The 15,461-nt window shown below is 73.6% G+C and carries 12 protein-coding genes; 6 read left to right on the forward strand and 6 right to left on the reverse strand.

Annotation, left to right across the window (positions count from 1 at the left end; genetic code table 11):
* The first annotated feature begins 80 nt into the window (after positions 1-80).
* The 4 genes from AB0K92_RS14905 (at position 81) to serA (ending at position 5,485) form a co-directional block, all read left to right on the forward strand.
* The gene (locus AB0K92_RS14905; RefSeq protein WP_365922827.1) at positions 81-1,934 is read left to right on the forward strand and encodes an acetolactate synthase large subunit; all 1,854 of its coding nucleotides are present in this window, start codon (positions 81-83) and stop codon (positions 1,932-1,934) included.
* A 21-nt stretch (positions 1,935-1,955) separates the two neighbouring features.
* Positions 1,956-2,480 carry an acetolactate synthase small subunit gene (gene ilvN, locus AB0K92_RS14910; RefSeq protein ID WP_365922829.1) on the forward strand — a complete coding sequence of 175 codons (525 nt, stop codon included), beginning with the start codon at positions 1,956-1,958 and terminating at the stop codon, positions 2,478-2,480.
* Between the two features lie 152 nt (positions 2,481-2,632).
* Positions 2,633-3,631 (forward strand): ketol-acid reductoisomerase, encoded by a 999-nt coding sequence (gene ilvC / locus AB0K92_RS14915; RefSeq protein ID WP_166002433.1) that lies wholly within the window; start codon positions 2,633-2,635, stop codon positions 3,629-3,631.
* 264 nt (positions 3,632-3,895) lie between these two features.
* Complete coding sequence (gene serA, locus AB0K92_RS14920) at positions 3,896-5,485, forward strand: phosphoglycerate dehydrogenase (protein ID WP_166002434.1); 1,590 nt, start codon at positions 3,896-3,898, stop codon at positions 5,483-5,485.
* 189 nt (positions 5,486-5,674) lie between these two features.
* Here the strand turns inward: serA and AB0K92_RS14925 are convergent, their stop codons facing one another.
* A complete protein-coding gene (locus AB0K92_RS14925) occupies positions 5,675-7,219 on the reverse strand; it encodes an MFS transporter (protein ID WP_365922832.1) in 1,545 nt (514 codons plus the stop codon).
* A 109-nt stretch (positions 7,220-7,328) separates the two neighbouring features.
* On the opposite strand from AB0K92_RS14925, the gene AB0K92_RS14930 reads away from it, so the two are divergent.
* On the forward strand, positions 7,329-7,907 hold the full coding sequence (locus tag AB0K92_RS14930) for a TetR/AcrR family transcriptional regulator (RefSeq protein ID WP_365922834.1): 579 nt from the start codon (positions 7,329-7,331) through the stop codon (positions 7,905-7,907).
* Here the strand turns inward: AB0K92_RS14930 and AB0K92_RS14935 are convergent.
* The 4 genes from AB0K92_RS14935 to AB0K92_RS14950 are packed head-to-tail and all read right to left on the reverse strand — an operon-like array spanning position 7,894 to position 12,761.
* Positions 7,894-8,574, reverse strand: a complete 681-nt coding sequence (locus AB0K92_RS14935) for a dipeptide/oligopeptide/nickel ABC transporter ATP-binding protein (protein ID WP_365922836.1) — start codon at positions 8,572-8,574, stop codon at positions 7,894-7,896. The two genes, AB0K92_RS14930 and AB0K92_RS14935, sit on opposite strands and share 14 nt — an antisense overlap.
* A complete protein-coding gene (locus AB0K92_RS14940; RefSeq protein WP_365922838.1) occupies positions 8,571-9,539 on the reverse strand; it encodes an ABC transporter ATP-binding protein in 969 nt (322 codons plus the stop codon). The genes AB0K92_RS14935 and AB0K92_RS14940 overlap by 4 nt, the downstream gene beginning before the upstream one ends.
* Positions 9,529-11,277 carry an ABC transporter permease subunit gene (locus AB0K92_RS14945; protein WP_365922840.1) on the reverse strand — a complete coding sequence of 583 codons (1,749 nt, stop codon included), beginning with the start codon at positions 11,275-11,277 and terminating at the stop codon, positions 9,529-9,531. The genes AB0K92_RS14940 and AB0K92_RS14945 overlap by 11 nt, the downstream gene beginning before the upstream one ends.
* Complete coding sequence (locus AB0K92_RS14950; protein ID WP_365922842.1) at positions 11,274-12,761, reverse strand: ABC transporter substrate-binding protein; 1,488 nt, start codon at positions 12,759-12,761, stop codon at positions 11,274-11,276. Before AB0K92_RS14950 ends, AB0K92_RS14945 begins: the two co-directional genes overlap by 4 nt.
* A gap of 211 nt (positions 12,762-12,972) precedes the next feature.
* Here AB0K92_RS14950 and AB0K92_RS14955 point away from each other — a divergent pair, with 211 nt between their 5' ends.
* Entirely contained in the window at positions 12,973-14,175 is a 1,203-nt protein-coding gene (locus tag AB0K92_RS14955) for an ABC transporter substrate-binding protein (RefSeq protein ID WP_365922844.1), read from the forward strand.
* 68 nt (positions 14,176-14,243) lie between these two features.
* Here the strand turns inward: AB0K92_RS14955 and AB0K92_RS14960 are convergent, their stop codons facing one another.
* Entirely contained in the window at positions 14,244-15,446 is a 1,203-nt protein-coding gene (locus AB0K92_RS14960) for a helix-turn-helix domain-containing protein (RefSeq protein WP_365922846.1), read from the reverse strand.
* Between the last annotated feature and the right edge of the window lie 15 nt (positions 15,447-15,461).

A 15,461-nucleotide genomic window follows, 5' to 3' on the forward strand; every position in this document is an offset into this window, starting at 1 on the left:
GTTGCACAGGCACCTGCCGAACCGCGGTACGACACCGCACAAAACTCGCAAAAACCCTCAGCATCGAGAAGAGAATGCCGATGACCGAGCAGGCCACCGGGGCCCATCATCCGCAGCCGCGGCCCCGTTCCGGAGGACAGCAGCCGACGCCCGTCGAGCACGTCACGGGTGCGCAGTCCCTCATCCGCTCTCTCGAGGAGGTCGGCGCCGACACGGTATTCGGCATTCCCGGTGGGGCCATCCTCCCGGCCTACGACCCGCTGATGGACTCCACCAGGGTGCGCCACGTCCTGGTCCGCCACGAGCAGGGCGCCGGCCACGCGGCCACCGGCTACGCGCAGGCCACCGGCAAGGTCGGCGTCTGCATGGCCACCTCCGGCCCCGGCGCCACCAACCTGGTCACGCCGATCGCGGACGCCCACATGGACTCGGTGCCCCTGGTCGCGATCACCGGCCAGGTGTCCTCCAAGGCGATCGGCACGGACGCCTTCCAGGAGGCGGACATCGTCGGCATCACCATGCCGATCACCAAGCACAACTTCCTCGTCACCAAGGCCGAGGACATCCCGCGGGTGATCGCGGAGGCCTTCCACATCGCCTCCACCGGCCGCCCCGGCCCGGTCCTGGTCGACATCTCCAAGGACGCCCTCCAGGCCCGGACCACCTTCTCCTGGCCGCCCGCCATGGACCTGCCCGGCTACCGCCCGGTGACCAAGCCGCACGCCAAGCAGATCCGCGAGGCCGCCAAGCTGATCACCGCCGCCAGGCGGCCCGTCCTCTACGTCGGCGGCGGCGTCCTGAAGGCCCGGGCCACCGCCGAGCTGAAGGTCCTCGCCGAGCTCACCGGAGCGCCCGTCACCACCACCCTGATGGCGCTCGGCGCGTTCCCCGACAGCCACCCGCTGCACGTGGGAATGCCGGGCATGCACGGTGCGGTCACCGCCGTCACCGCGCTGCAGAAGGCCGACCTGATCGTCGCCCTCGGCGCCCGCTTCGACGACCGCGTCACCGGCAAGCTGGACAGCTTCGCCCCGCACGCCAAGATCGTCCACGCGGACATCGACCCGGCCGAGATCGGCAAGAACCGCGCCGCGGACGTGCCGATCGTCGGTGACGCCCGCGAGGTCATCGCCGACCTGATCCAGGCCGTCCAGAAGGAGCACAGCGAGGGCCACAAGGGCGACTACACCGCCTGGTGGCACGACCTGAACCGCTGGCGCGAGACCTACCCGCTCGGCTACGACCAGCCCGACGACGGCTCGCTCTCCCCGCAGCAGGTCATCGAGCGGATCGGGCAGCTCGCCCCCGAGGGCACGATCTTCGCCGCGGGCGTCGGCCAGCACCAGATGTGGGCCGCCCACTTCATCAGCTACGAGACGCCCGCGACCTGGCTGAACTCCGGCGGCGCCGGAACCATGGGCTACGCCGTCCCGGCCGCCATGGGCGCCAAGGCCGGCGCGCCCGACAAGACGGTCTGGGCGATCGACGGCGACGGCTGCTTCCAGATGACCAACCAGGAGCTGACCACCTGCGCCCTGAACGGCATCCCGATCAAGGTCGCCATCATCAACAACGGCGCCCTCGGCATGGTCCGCCAGTGGCAGACCCTCTTCTACAACCAGCGGTACTCCAACACCGTCCTGCACTCCGGCCCGGAGCACGACGGCAAGGCGCCCGGCCAGGGCACCCGGATCCCCGACTTCGTGAAGCTGTCGGAGGCCATGGGTTGCTACGCGATCCGCTGCGAGGACCCCGCCGATCTCGACAAGGTCATCGAGGAGGCGAACTCGATCAACGACCGTCCGGTCGTCATCGACTTCATCGTCCACGAGGACGCGATGGTGTGGCCGATGGTGGCCGCCGGCACCTCCAACGACGAGATCATGGCCGCCCGGGACGTCCGCCCCGACTTCGGCGACAACGAAGACGACTGAGCGAGAGAGACCGAAGAGAACATGTCCAAGCACACGCTCTCCGTCCTGGTGGAGAACACGCCCGGCATCCTCGCCCGGATCGCCGCCCTGTTCTCCCGCCGCGGCTTCAACATCGACTCGCTCGCCGTCGGCGTCACCGAGCACCCCGACATCTCCCGCATCACCATCGTGGTGAACGTCGAGGACCTGCCGCTGGAGCAGGTGACCAAGCAGCTCAACAAGCTGGTCAACGTGCTGAAGATCGTCGAGCTGGAGCCGTCCCAGGCCGTCCAGCGCGAACTGGTCCTGGTGAAGGTGCGCGCCGACAACGAGACCCGCTCCCAGATCGTCGAGATCGTCCAGCTGTTCCGCGCCAAGACCGTCGACGTCTCCCCGGAGGCCGTCACCATCGAGGCCACCGGCTCCGGCGACAAGCTGTCCGCCATGCTCAAGATGCTGGAGCCGTACGGCATCAAGGAGCTGGTCCAGTCCGGCACGATCGCGATCGGACGCGGAGCCCGGTCCATCACGGACCGCTCGCTGCGCGCCCTCGACCGCAGCGCCTGATCCGTCCCCCGGCCCGGCCCTCGTACGGCCGATCCCTCGTACGGGCGGCATTCGGCCGAGGACGCCGCCCGTATACCGAGACCCCCGGACTTCCCTTCCCGCCACCGTCATACGGTGGGACGCAACACCTGCACTCAAGGAGAGAACCCAAAGTGGCCGAGCTGTTCTACGACGCCGACGCCGACCTGTCCATCATCCAGGGCCGCAAGGTCGCGGTCATCGGTTACGGCAGCCAGGGCCACGCGCACGCCCTGTCGCTGCGTGACTCGGGTGTCGACGTCCGCGTCGGTCTGCACGAGGGCTCCAAGTCCAAGGCGAAGGCCGAGGAGCAGGGCCTGCGCGTGGTGACCCCGTCCGAGGCCGCCGCCGAGGCCGACGTCATCATGATCCTCGTTCCGGACCCGATCCAGGCGCAGGTCTACGAGGAGCACATCGCGCCCCACCTGAAGGACGGCGACGCGCTGTTCTTCGGCCACGGCTTCAACATCCGCTTCGGCTTCATCAAGCCCCCGGCCGGCGTCGACGTCTGCATGGTCGCCCCGAAGGGCCCGGGCCACCTGGTGCGCCGTCAGTACGAGGAGGGCCGCGGCGTTCCCTGCATCGCGGCCGTCGAGCAGGACGCCACCGGCAACGCCTTCGCGCTGGCCCTGTCGTACGCCAAGGGCATCGGCGGCACCCGCGCCGGCGTCATCAAGACCACCTTCACCGAGGAGACCGAGACCGACCTGTTCGGCGAGCAGGCCGTGCTCTGCGGTGGCACCGCCGCCCTGGTCAAGGCCGGCTTCGAGACGCTGACCGAGGCGGGCTACCAGCCGGAGATCGCCTACTTCGAGTGCCTGCACGAGCTGAAGCTGATCGTCGACCTCATGTACGAGGGCGGCCTGGAGAAGATGCGCTGGTCGATCTCCGAGACCGCCGAGTGGGGCGACTACGTCACCGGCCCGCGGATCATCACCGACGCCACCAAGGCCGAGATGAAGAAGGTCCTCGCCGAGATCCAGGACGGCACCTTCGCCCAGCAGTGGATGGACGAGTACCACGGCGGTCTGAAGAAGTACAACGAGTACAAGCAGCAGGACTCCGAGCACCTGCTGGAGACCACCGGCAAGGAGCTGCGCAAGCTCATGAGCTGGGTGAACGAGGAGGCGTAAGCCTCACCCGAAGGGCTGTCGCCACACGGCGACAGCCCTTTCGGCGAACCCGGGGCGACGCCGACGAGAGGCGTTGTCCATCCCGTCCAGCCACGGACGGGTGATCCTTCCGCAGAGGCGCAAGACGACCTCCGCCGCGCCACTAGACTGCAGTTCAACAAACGCGTCAGGCCCACAGCGTCGTGCGTCTTCCACGCGGCTAGCACTTCTTCACCGCCTGCGGCCGTCGGGACGGCCGTCCGCATTGGACATGTGAGGACTCACGTGAGCTCGAAACCCGTCGTACTCATCGCTGAAGAGCTGTCGCCCGCCACCGTCGACGCGCTGGGCCCCGACTTCGAGATCCGCCACTGCAACGGCGCCGACCGGGCGGAGCTGCTCCCGGCCATCGCCGACGTGGACGCGATCCTGATCCGCTCCGCCACCAAGGTGGACGCCGAGGCCATCGCCGCCGCGAACAAGCTGAAGGTCGTCGCACGAGCCGGCGTCGGCCTGGACAACGTGGACGTCTCCGCCGCCACCAAGGCCGGCGTGATGGTCGTCAACGCCCCCACCTCCAACATCGTGACCGCCGCCGAGCTGGCCTGCGGTCTGATTCTGGCCACCGCCCGCAACATCCCGCAGGCCAACGCCGCGCTGAAGAACGGCGAGTGGAAGCGCAGCAAGTACACGGGCGTCGAGCTGGCCGAGAAGACCCTCGGCGTCGTCGGCCTCGGCCGCATCGGCGCGCTGGTCGCCCAGCGGATGTCCGCCTTCGGCATGAAGGTCGTCGCCTACGACCCGTACGTGCAGCCCGCGCGCGCCGCGCAGATGGGCGTGAAGGTGCTGTCGCTGGACGAGCTGCTGGAGGTCTCCGACTTCATCACCGTCCACCTGCCCAAGACCCCCGAGACGGTCGGTCTGATCGGCGACGAGGCGCTGCGCAAGGTCAAGCCGAGCGTGCGGATCGTCAACGCCGCGCGCGGCGGGATCGTCGACGAGGAGGCGCTGTACTCCGCCCTCAAGGAGGGCCGGGTCGCCGGCGCCGGTCTCGACGTGTACGCGAAGGAGCCCTGCACGGACTCCCCGCTGTTCGAGTTCGACCAGGTCGTCGCCACCCCGCACCTGGGCGCCTCCACGGACGAGGCCCAGGAGAAGGCCGGTATCGCCGTCGCCAAGTCGGTGCGGCTGGCCCTCGCGGGCGAGCTGGTGCCGGACGCGGTGAACGTCCAGGGCGGCGTCATCGCCGAGGACGTCAAGCCGGGCCTGCCGCTCGCCGAGCGCCTCGGCCGGATCTTCACCGCCCTCGCGGGCGAGGTCGCGGTCCGCCTCGACGTCGAGGTGTACGGCGAGATCACCCAGCACGATGTGAAGGTGCTGGAGCTGTCCGCGCTCAAGGGCGTCTTCGAGGACGTCGTCGACGAGACGGTGTCGTACGTCAACGCCCCCCTGTTCGCCCAGGAGCGCGGTGTCGAGGTGCGCCTGACCACCAGCTCCGAGTCGCCCGACCACCGCAACGTGGTGACGGTGCGCGGCACCCTCGCGGACGGCGAGGAGGTGTCGGTCTCCGGCACGCTGGCCGGCCCCAAGCACCTGCAGAAGATCGTCGCGGTCGGCGAGTACGACGTGGACCTCGCGCTCGCCGACCACATGGTCGTGCTGAAGTACGAGGACCGCCCGGGTGTCGTCGGCACCGTGGGCCGCATCCTCGGCGAGGCGGGCATCAACATCGGCGGCATGCAGGTCGCGCGTGCGGCGGTCGGCGGCGAGGCGCTCGCCGTGCTCACCGTCGACGACACGGTGGCCCCGAACGTGCTGGCGGAGCTGGCCGCGGAGACCGGCGCGACGTCGGCCCGGTCGGTCAACCTCGTCTGAGCCGACCGTCCTCCCGGGGGCGACCGCTCCCGGACCCCCGCTCGGGCCCTGGAACGGGCCTCGTCCCCGGACGCCGGACGAGCCGACGCGATCGGCTCGTCCGGCGTCTCGCCGTTCCGGCCCCCTGCCGACCCTGGCTTCGGCCCCTGCGTCGTCCCTGATCGGCCTCGTCCCTGATCGGCCTCGTCCTCACACCGCGGACGGGCTGAACGGCTCGGCCGGCTCGGCGTCCTTCCGCGGCCGGACCCGCCGCAGGGTCACCGCCGCGAGCGCCGCCGCGCCCGCGAGCAGCACCGTGCCCGCGACCGCCGCCGCCCGCATACCGTCGGTGAAGGCCTCCCGCGCCACCGTCGCCAGGGCGTCTCCCGCGCGCCCCGGCAACTGCCCCGCGGCGGCGAGCGCGCCGCCCAGCGTCTCGTGGGCCGCGTCCGGGGCGGACGACGGGATGCCGCGCTGGTACACGGCCGTACCGATGGCACCGAGGACCGCCATGCCCAGGGCGCCGCCGAACTCCGCGCCGGTCTCCAGCAGCGAGGAGGCGGAGCCGGCGCGTTCGGCCGGGGCGGCTGTGATGGCCAGGTCCGTCAGCTGGGACATCACCATGACCATCCCGCAGGCCAGCACGCCGCTCGCGGTCAGCACCAGCGCGAGCGAGTCGGTGCCGGCGAGGGTCAGCAGCGCGTAGCCGCTCGCCGCGACCGCGAAGCCCGCGGCGACCACCCGGCCACGGGGCACACCGCGCTGGACGAGCGCCGTCGCGGCCGGTGCGGCCAGGCCGATCGGCACGGTGGGCAGCAGCGCCCACAGGGCGGCCTCCATCGCGCTCTTGCCGAGCACCGACTGCAGGTACTGCGTGGTGAAGAACGCCGAGCCCATCGTCCCGAACGCGGCGAGCAGGTTGAGCACGACCGCGGGGGCGAAGCCCCCGCCGCGGAACAGCGCCGGCGGGATCATCGGGTGCGCGGCGGTGCGCTGGCGGTGCACGAACAGGACCGCGAAGAGCAGTCCGACGGTGATCGCGACCACGTACCGGACGTTCCCTCCCTGGGAGGGAATCTCCTTCAGGCCGTAGACCACGGGAAGGACGGCGGCCAGCGACAGCGGCACGCTCGGCCAGTCGTACCGTCCGGGAGCGGGGTCGCGCGCCTCCGGCAGCAGGATCGGGCCGAGCACCAGCAGCAGCGCCATCGCGGGCAGGTTGACCAGGAAGACCGAGCCCCACCAGAAGAACTCCACCAGCACACCGCTGAGTACCGAGCCGAGGGCGATGCCGGCCGTCATCACGCCCGACCACAGCGCGATCGCCTTCGCCCGCTGCCGCGAGTCGGGGAACAGCGCGCGGGTCAGGCCCAGCGTCGACGGCATCAGGGTCGCTCCGCCGACGCCGAGCACCGCGCGGGCCGCGATCAGCATCCCGGCGCTGGTGGCGTACGCCGCCACGAGCGAGGCGGCACCGAACGCGGCGGCGCCGATCAGCAGCAGCCTGCGCCGGCCGATCCGGTCACCGAGCGAGCCCATCGTCATCAGCAGACCGGCCAGCACGAACGCGTAGATGTCGAAGATCCACAGCTGCTGGGTGGCGGTCGGGGCGAGATCCGCGCTGATCGCCGGGATGGCGAAGTAGAGGACGGAGACGTCCATCGACACGAGCAGCAGCGGAAGCATCAGCACGCCGAACGCCGTCCATGCGCGGCGGCCGGCGCGGGGCGGGGAGGGGTGGGGTGTCGTCGTCATGCCGGTGACTATACGAGCGTATTAGACTAGCGTCTAGTACGAGCGTATGGATCAGATGTATAAATCGCTCGTCTGGGACGCCTGTCTAGGGCGGCGCTAGCCTGACCGCATGGGACACCGCGAAGATCTGCTCGAAGGCGCCAAGCGCTGCCTGCTCACCAAGGGGTTCGCGCGCACGACGGCACGGGACATCGTCAAGGAGTCGGGGACGAACCTGGCGTCCATCGGATACCACTACGGCTCGAAGGACGCGCTGCTCGCGCAGGCCTATATCGCCCTGGTCGAGGCGATGGGCGACACCTTCGACGGCGGTGGCGGACTGCGCGGCGAGCCGGGCTCCCTGGAACGCTTCCGGGAGGTCTGGTCCAACATCATCTCGACCATGCGGGACCCCGGCTCGATCTGGCACCTGAGCATGGAGATCGTCGTGATGGGCGACCAACTCCCCGAAGTCCGCGACCACTTGGCCCGGGCGCAGCGCGAAGCCGGACGCGGGCTCGTCCCGCTGCTGATGGGCGGCACCGAGGACGACGTCACCGACGAGGTCGCGGACACCGTCGGGCTCTTCCTGACCACCCTGATGACGGGCCTCATCGCCCAGTGGACCTTCGACCCGAAGAGCGCACCCGACGCGGACCGGCTGACGGAGGGGTTGCGGCGGGTGATCGAGGCGGCTACGACGCGCTGATCCGCCCGTCCCGCATCTTCAGCACCCGGTCCGCGAAGTGCCGTACGACGGCCTGGTCGTGGCAGATGAAGAGGTAGCCGAGGCCGAGGTCGTCCTGGAGGTCCGCGAGGAGGTTCAGGACGCCGGCCCGCACGGACGGGTCGAGGGCGGAGACCGGCTCGTCGAGGACGAGGAGGCGGGGGTCGGAGGCGAGGGCGCGGGCGATGCCGGCGCGCTGGCACTGGCCGCCGGAGAGTTCGTGCGGGCGGCGGTCACCGCAGGACGGGTCGAGGCCGACGCGGTCGAGCAGTTCGGCGACGCGGGCGGGGCCCTCGGCGGTGCTCCAGCGCCCCTGGACCTTCAGGGGTTCGGCGACCGCGTCGCGGATGCGGTGGCGGGGGCTCAGCGAGCCGTAGGGGTCCTGGAAGACGGGCTGCATGCGCGGGCGCAGGGGACGCAGTTCGCGGTCCGTCAGCGTGGTCAGGTCTCGGCCCTCGAAGCGGACCTCGCCCGCGTCGGGCCGGCGCAGCTGGAGCACGGCCGTCGCGGTGGACGACTTGCCGCAGCCCGAGGGGCCGTTGAGGGCCAGGGTCTCACCCGCCGCGAGGGTGAAGGAGACGCCGTCGACGGCCGTGACCGCGCCGTAGCGGACGACGAGGCCGCGGACGTCCAGCAGGGGGTGGCTCATGCGCTCTCCCCCGTCTCAAACAGCACGGCGGCCGGGTGCGGGACTTCCTCCGCGCGGTGGCAGGCGACCAGGCGTCCGTCCAGGGGGCGTGGTGCGGGTTCGGACGTACGGCAGACCTCCGCGGCCAGCGGGCAGCGCGGGGCGAAGGCGCAGCCCGCGGGGAGGGCGCCCGGTGTGGGCGGGGTGCCGGGCAGCGCGGGGAGGCGGCGGCGCCGGGGGCCGTCGTCCGGGGGGAGCGAGGCGAGCAGGCCCGCGGTGTAGGGGGCGCGCGGGCGGGCCAGTACCTCGCCGGCGGGGCCGTACTCGGCGGCCCGGCCCGCGTACAGGACGAGGACCCGGTCCGCGTGCCGGCGTACGGCGTCCAGGTCGTGGGTGACGAGGACGAGGGCCGCGCCGACCGCCTCGCGCCGCCCGGCCAGGACGCGCAGCACCTGTTCCCGGCGGCCGGGGTCGAGGGCGGTGGTGGGCTCGTCGGCGACGACGATGTCCGGCTCGTTGACCGTGGCCATCGCGATCACCGCGCGCTGCCGCATACCGCCGGAGTACTCGTGCGGGTAGGCGCGGGCGCGGCGGGCGGCGTCCGGGATGCCCACCCGGTCGAGCGCGGCCACCGCGCGGGCGCGGGCCTCGGCGCGGGAGACCCGGTGCACCGACCGGACGGCGGCGGCGAGCTGGTCGCCGACCGGGTGCACGGGGGAGAGCGCGGAGAGCGCGTCCTGCGGGATCAGGGCGATGCGGCGGCCGCGCGCGGACGACAGGTCGGGGCCGACCGTCCCGGCCGTGGCCGCCTCGCGGGGCAGCATGCCGAGCAGCGCCCGCGCGGTCAGCGACTTCCCGGCGCCGGACTCGCCGACCACGGCGAGCACCTCGCCCGCGCGCACGTCGAAGGTGAGGCCGCGCACGACCTCCACCCCGGCGAAGGAGATCCGCAGGTCGTGGACCGAGAGCAGGACTTCAGCGGACACCGGCGGGTGCCTCCTTCCCCCGGGGGATCCGGGTTCCTCGCGCGTACGCCGCGCCGGAGACCGCCAGCGCCGCCAGCAGCGCCAGCGCGACCGCCGGGGCGAGCGCGGCCCAGGGGGCGCGCTCCACGTAGGCGCGCGACTCGTCGAGCAGCAGGCCCCACTCCGGGGCGGGCGGCTGGGCGCCCAGGCCGAGGAAGCCGAGCGAGGCCAGCGCGAGGGCGATGCCGGGCAGCCGCAGCAGGGCGTGCCGGGCGACCGGGGCGGCCACCGACGGCAGGACGTGCCGGGTGAGGATCCACCAGGGGGACGCGCCGATCGCCCGCTGGGCCGTGAGGAACGCGGACGCCCGCACCTCCTGCGTCAGCGCCGCCGCGTGCGCGGCCAGGGGCGGCCAGGAGATCAGCGCGACCGCGAGGGCCGCGCCGCCGGTGCCGGGCCCGGCCGCCGCGGCGACCAGGATGCCGACGATGACCGGGGGCAGCGCGTTGGCGATGTCCGCCGCGCCCGCGGCGACGCGGGGCAGGAAGCCGAGCGCCAGCCCGGCCACCAGGCTCAGCAGGCCGACGGCCGCCGCGGTGCCGACCGTCGGGGCGGCGCCGTGCCCGAGCCGGGCGAGCACGTCCCGGCCGAGGCCGTCGGTGCCCAGCGGGTGCGCCCAGGACGGCGCGGCCAGGCGGGCGGTGGTGTGCACGGCGTACGGGTCGCGCAACAGGCCCCAGCCGATGGCCGCGGCGAGCACCGTGAACAGCGCGAGCGGCACGGCGGGGTGGACGCGGACCGGGCGGGCCGGGGGCAGGGCGAGTCCGGCGTCGCGCAACGCGGGTCCCAGCAGCCGGCGCCGGAGCAGGGCGGCGAGCGCGCCGGTGAGCAGCCCGAGCAGCAGCAGCGCCAGCACGGCGCCCTGGAGTAGCGGCAGGTCCTGCGACTTGGCCGCGCCCAGCGCCGTACGGCCGATGCCGGGCACCGCGAACACCGTCTCCACCGCGACCGCGCCGCCGGTCAGGCCGACCGCCGCCATCCCGAACTGCGGGACGAGCGGCGGCAGGACGCGCCGCAGGGCCGCCGCGGCGATCCGGGCACGGCCGACCCCCGCGCCGCGCCACAGCTCCACCCAGCGTTCGTCCAGCACGGCGGGCAGGGCGTCCGCGACCAGGCGGCCGAGCAGTCCGCCCGCGGGGACGCCGAGCGCGAGCGCGGGAAGGATCATGTACCGCGGTCCCTGCCAGCCCGAGGTCGGCAGCGCGCCCAGCCACACGCCGCCCACCAGCAGGGCGACGGTGGCCAGCAGGAACTCGGGCAGGGCGGCCGGCACCGCGGCCAGGCCGCCCGCCGAGCCCCGGCCGCGCACCAGAACCGGCGCGGCCAGTGCGGCGGCCAGCAGGAGCGCGACGGCGAGGGCGGCGCCCATCAGGCCCAGCGACACCTGGAGGCCGGCCGTCACGGCGGGCAGCACCTCGGTGCCCGAGACCCAGGAGGTGCCGAGGTCGCCGCGGAGCAGCCCGCCGGCCCAGTCGCCGAGCAGGGCGAGCGGCCCGGCGTCCAGCCCGAGGTCGCGGCGTACGGCGTCCAGGGCCTCCCGCGTCGGTTCCTGCTCGGCGGAGCGGGCCCGCAGCACGGTCAGCGCCGGGTCGCGGCCGGAGAGCCAGGGCAGCAGGCCGACGGCGGCGACGACGGCGGCCAGGCAGACCAGGCGGGTCGCTCCGGCGGGGCCTGCCGACCGCCCTGCGGCACGCCTCACTTGACGTAGGTGTCGGCGGTGACCAGCTCCCGCTCGCGCGGGTCGTGGGCGGCGTCCACCACTCCCGCGGCGTCGCCCTGGATGACCCGTTCGTGGAGCATGGGCACGGCGGCGTCGGTGCGCAGCACGGCGGCCTCGGCGGCGACGACGGCCTTGCGGCGGGCCTCGCCGGTCGCGGTCGCGGCGGCCTCGGCGAGGGCCTTGTCGACGGCCGGGTCGGCGAGCTGGGCGATGTTGAAGGAGCCGTCGGAGGCGAAGTCGCTGTAGAGGTAGGCGGCCGGGTCGCCGGAGTCGAGGACGGTGGCGCGGGAGAGGACGAACGCGTCGAACTCGCCGGCGAGCGCGTCGGATTCGATGTGGGCGTACTCGCGTACGTCCAGCTTCACCCGGAACCCGGCCTTCTGGAGCTGCTGCTGCAGCGTCGCGGCGACCTCGGGCAGTTCGGCGCGGTCGGTGAAGGTGCCGATGGTGATGCTCGCGCCGTCCGGGTCGCCGGCCTCGGTGCGCCGGACGGGCTCGCGCAGGCCGGCCGCCCACGGGAGGGCGGGCCCGAGCAGACCCCGCGCGAGGTCGGCGCGGCCCTCGTAGACGCCCTTGACGATCGACTCGGCGTCGATGGCCTCGCGGGCGGCGGCGCGCATCGCGGGGTCCTTGAAGACGCCCTCGGCGGTGTTGAGGTAGAGGGTGTTGGTGCGCGGCATGGGGACCTCGGTGACCAGGTCCGGGTCGAGCAGCGCGGCCTGGGAGACCGGTACCGCCTCGACGATGTCGGCCTCGCCGCTGCGCAGGGCGGCGGCGCGGGCGGTGCCGTCGGGCACGAACTTCACGTCGATGCCGGGGGCCTTGGCCTTGCCGCCCCAGTAGTCCTCGTAGCGGTCGAGGGAGGCGGAGGAGGTGCCGTTCACCTCGGTCAGCTCGAAGGGGCCGGTGCCGGCGCCGACCGGGTTCACGGTCTTCCCGCGGTACGCCTTCGCCGCGAGGATCGACAGCTGCGGGGAGCTGAGCCGCTGCGGGAGCAGGGGGTCCTCGGTGGCGGTGGTGACGACGACCTTGTCCCCGTCGGCCTTCGCGGTCAGGTCGACGCCGTCGAGGATGCGGGGCTTGGGGGCGGCTTCGGCGGCGCGGGTGAGGGAGTTGACGACGGCCCGCGCGGTCAGTTCGGTGCCGTCGTGGAAGGTGACGCCGTCGCGGATCGTGAAGGTCCAGCTGCGGCCGTTCTGCTTCCACTCGGTGGCCAGCGCGGGTTCGGCGTCGCCGTCCTCGTCGAGGGTCACCAGGGTCTCGGCGGTCGACCAGCGCGAGAGCTTGAACGCGTCGTCGGAGAGCGGGGACAGGCCCGAGCGCGGGGGCTGCATCATCGCGACGCGGACGCGCTTGCCCTCGGTGGCCGCGCCGGTGGCGTCGGGCGCGGCGAAGCAGCCGGTGAGCAGGGCGGGGGCCGCTATGGCCGCGGTGAGGGGGAGCAGGCGGACGGGGACGCGCACAGGTCACTCCGGGTAATGGCGTGGTCAAAGGTTGAACGCCGGACGACCGTAGCATGATGACAATCATTTCCAATAATCGCGACCGCGGGCCGGTGCCTCTCGCGCGCTGGCCGGTGCCTTGCGCGCCATGGCCCGGTGCCTCGCGTGCCCCGCGCACCCGCTCGATCGTTCCCACGGCGACCGAGTCGACGAGGGCGAGAGGCGGACCGACATGACGGGACTGTGCATCGGCGTGGTGGTGCCGCGCACCGGGCGGCTGGCACCACTGGGCGAGCCGCTGTCGTACGTGCTGGAGCGGCTGGCGCCCCGGCTGACCCGGCTGCGCGCGCGGGGCCGCGACCACCCGCTGCGCATCGCCGTCCGCGACAGCCGCTCCGACGCGGCGACGGCCCGCGGCGCCGTGCGCGAACTCGCCGAGCGGGAACGGGCGAACATCGTGCTCACCATGGCCGGCACCCAGGTCCTGCCCGCCGTCACCGACGCCTGCGAGGAGCTGGGCGTGCCCTGCGTGTCGACGACCTTCCCCTGGCAGGCGTACGGCTACGCCCGCGGCGGCGATCCGCGGCGCGCCTTCCGGTGGACGTACCACTTCGCCTGGGGCCTGGACGACATCGCGGGCGTCTTCGCCGACCTGTGGGAACGGCTGCCCGGCACCGAGGGGACGGAGCGGACCGTCGGCTGCCTGTGGAACGACGACCTGCAGGGACGGCTGCTGCGCGACCAGGGGTTCGGCTTCGTCCCCGCCGCCCGCGCCCGCGGGCACCGGCTGATCGACCCCGGCCCGTACCCGGAGCCGGCCGGGGACCTGACCGCGTGGGTCACCCGGCTGCGCGAGGCCGGCGCCCCCATCGTCACCAGCGCCGCCACCGCCGCCGACCTCGCCCACTACCACCGCCAGGCCCGCGAGGCCGGCGCCCGGCCCCGGCTGATCACCTGCTCGCGCTGGCTGACCTACCCGCACACCGCCACCGCCGCCGACCGGCGCGTCCACGACGAACTGGCCGGCGCGCGCGTCGCCACGCTCGTCTACTGGTCACCCGGTCACCCGCACCGCTCCGGCCTCGACGGCACCACCTGCGCCGAACTGGCCGGCGCCTACCAGGAGACGACCGGCCGCCCCTGGCTCCAGCCCCTCGGCCTGGCCCACGCCCTCGTCGAGACCGCCCACCACGCCCTGACCGCGGCCCCCGACCCCACCGACCGCGCCGCCGTCGCCACCACCCTGTCCCGCACCCGCCTCACCACCATCGCGGGCCCCCTCGACTGGACCGCGGGCCCCACCCCGAACATCGCCCTGCTCCCCCTGGCGGGCGGCCAGTGGCACTCCGGCCCCCAGGGCCCGCGCCTGGAGATCGTCACCAACACGCGCACACCGGAGGTGCCCGTCACGGCGGACCTGGTGCCGGCGGCCTGACCCCGGAAACGGTCCGCCGGGGCGCTGTCCCTGCGGTCCGCCGGGGCGCTGTCCCTGCGGACCGCCCCCTACAGCCGCGCCGCCTTCAGCGCCATGTGCAGCAGCAGCCGGTCCTCCCCGTCGTCCAGGTCCAGGCCCGTCAGCTGTTCCACGCGGGACAGCCGGTAGTAGAGGGTCTGGCGGTGGATGCCCAGCTCGGCGGCGGTGCGGCCGGCCTGGCCCGCGCGGTCGAGGTAGGTCTCGGCGGTACGGGCCAGTTCGCGGTGGGCGGGGGAGAGGAGGGGGGCGACGACGGGATCGTGGACGGCCTCCGGGGGGAGCGCGGTGAGCAGGCGGTACGGGCCGACGCGCGCCCACTCGGCGACCGGGCCGAGCCGGGGCTCCGCGAGGGCGGCGCGGGCGGCGGCCGAGGCCTCCTGCCAGGAGGTGCCCAGCTCGGCCAGCCCGGCGCGCGGCTCGCTCACCCCGGCCGCGCGGGCGCCCTCCCGCAGCAGCCGGGACGCCGTGGTCAGCGCGGGCGCGGTGACGTCCGTCGAGCGCAGCCGGACCAGCGCCGCGAGGCTCTGCCCGGTGGTGCCCCAGGGCACCGTGCACAGGGCGGTGGTGTGCGGGACCGTCCGCGCGGAGGGCGCGTCGTCCGGGTCCGGGGACGGCCAGGGCGCCACGCACACCACCGCGTGCGGGGAGTCGCCGCGCGGCCCCAGCGCGGTGCGCAGCGCCGCCACCGCCATGTCCCGCTGCCAGCCCCGCTCCGCGGTCAGCACCGCCCGCAGCTCCCGGGTCAGGTCGGCGCCGTGCTGCGCCTCGTCGGCGAGCAGCGCGCCGATCCGCCCGGTCACCTCCATGGCCGCCGCGAGCTGCCGCTCGGTCGGGCCGGGCTCGTCCTCCAGCAGCCAGACGTAGCCGAGGACGACACCCCGATGGCGTACCGGGAGGCAGATCCGCCCCCGGTAGACCCCGGCCTCCGGGCTCGCCGGGATGCGGACCGGGCCGGTCGCGCGGGTGATGCCGAAGCCCTCGAACCAGGTGCGGACCGCCGCCGTGGAGCGCCGGGTGAGGATCGAGCGGGTGCGGACCGGGTCCAGCGCGGAGGGGTCCAGCTCGCCCTCGCTGTCGTAGGCCCCGAAGGCGATCAGCTCGAAGTCGCGGTTCTCCAGCGTCGCCGGCGCGCCCAGCAGCTCGGAGATCTCGTCGACCAGCTCCTGGTAGTCACCCTTGTAATCCGACGTCACCCGGGCATTCTGCCGCATATCCGCGTCGCCCTCATACATGTGTCTGAGATCTCC

The sequence above is a fragment of the Streptomyces sp. NPDC052687 genome (assembly GCF_040678395.1).
Taxonomy (GTDB): Bacteria; Actinomycetota; Actinomycetes; order Streptomycetales; family Streptomycetaceae; genus Streptomyces.

Excerpts from the sequence above, each read along its gene's own strand:
- AB0K92_RS14905 (WP_365922827.1), top strand. The coding sequence starts at position 81 with ATGACCGAGCAGGCCACCGGGGCCCATCATCCGCAGCCGCGGCCCCGT.
- AB0K92_RS14935 (WP_365922836.1), bottom strand. The coding sequence starts at position 8,574 with ATGAGCCACCCCCTGCTGGACGTCCGCGGCCTCGTCGTCCGCTACGGC.
- ilvN (WP_365922829.1), top strand. The coding sequence starts at position 1,956 with ATGTCCAAGCACACGCTCTCCGTCCTGGTGGAGAACACGCCCGGCATC.
- AB0K92_RS14960 (WP_365922846.1), bottom strand. The coding sequence starts at position 15,446 with ATGTATGAGGGCGACGCGGATATGCGGCAGAATGCCCGGGTGACGTCG.
- AB0K92_RS14955 (WP_365922844.1), top strand. The coding sequence starts at position 12,973 with ATGACGGGACTGTGCATCGGCGTGGTGGTGCCGCGCACCGGGCGGCTG.
- AB0K92_RS14925 (WP_365922832.1), bottom strand. The coding sequence starts at position 7,219 with ATGACGACGACACCCCACCCCTCCCCGCCCCGCGCCGGCCGCCGCGCA.
- AB0K92_RS14930 (WP_365922834.1), top strand. The coding sequence starts at position 7,329 with ATGGGACACCGCGAAGATCTGCTCGAAGGCGCCAAGCGCTGCCTGCTC.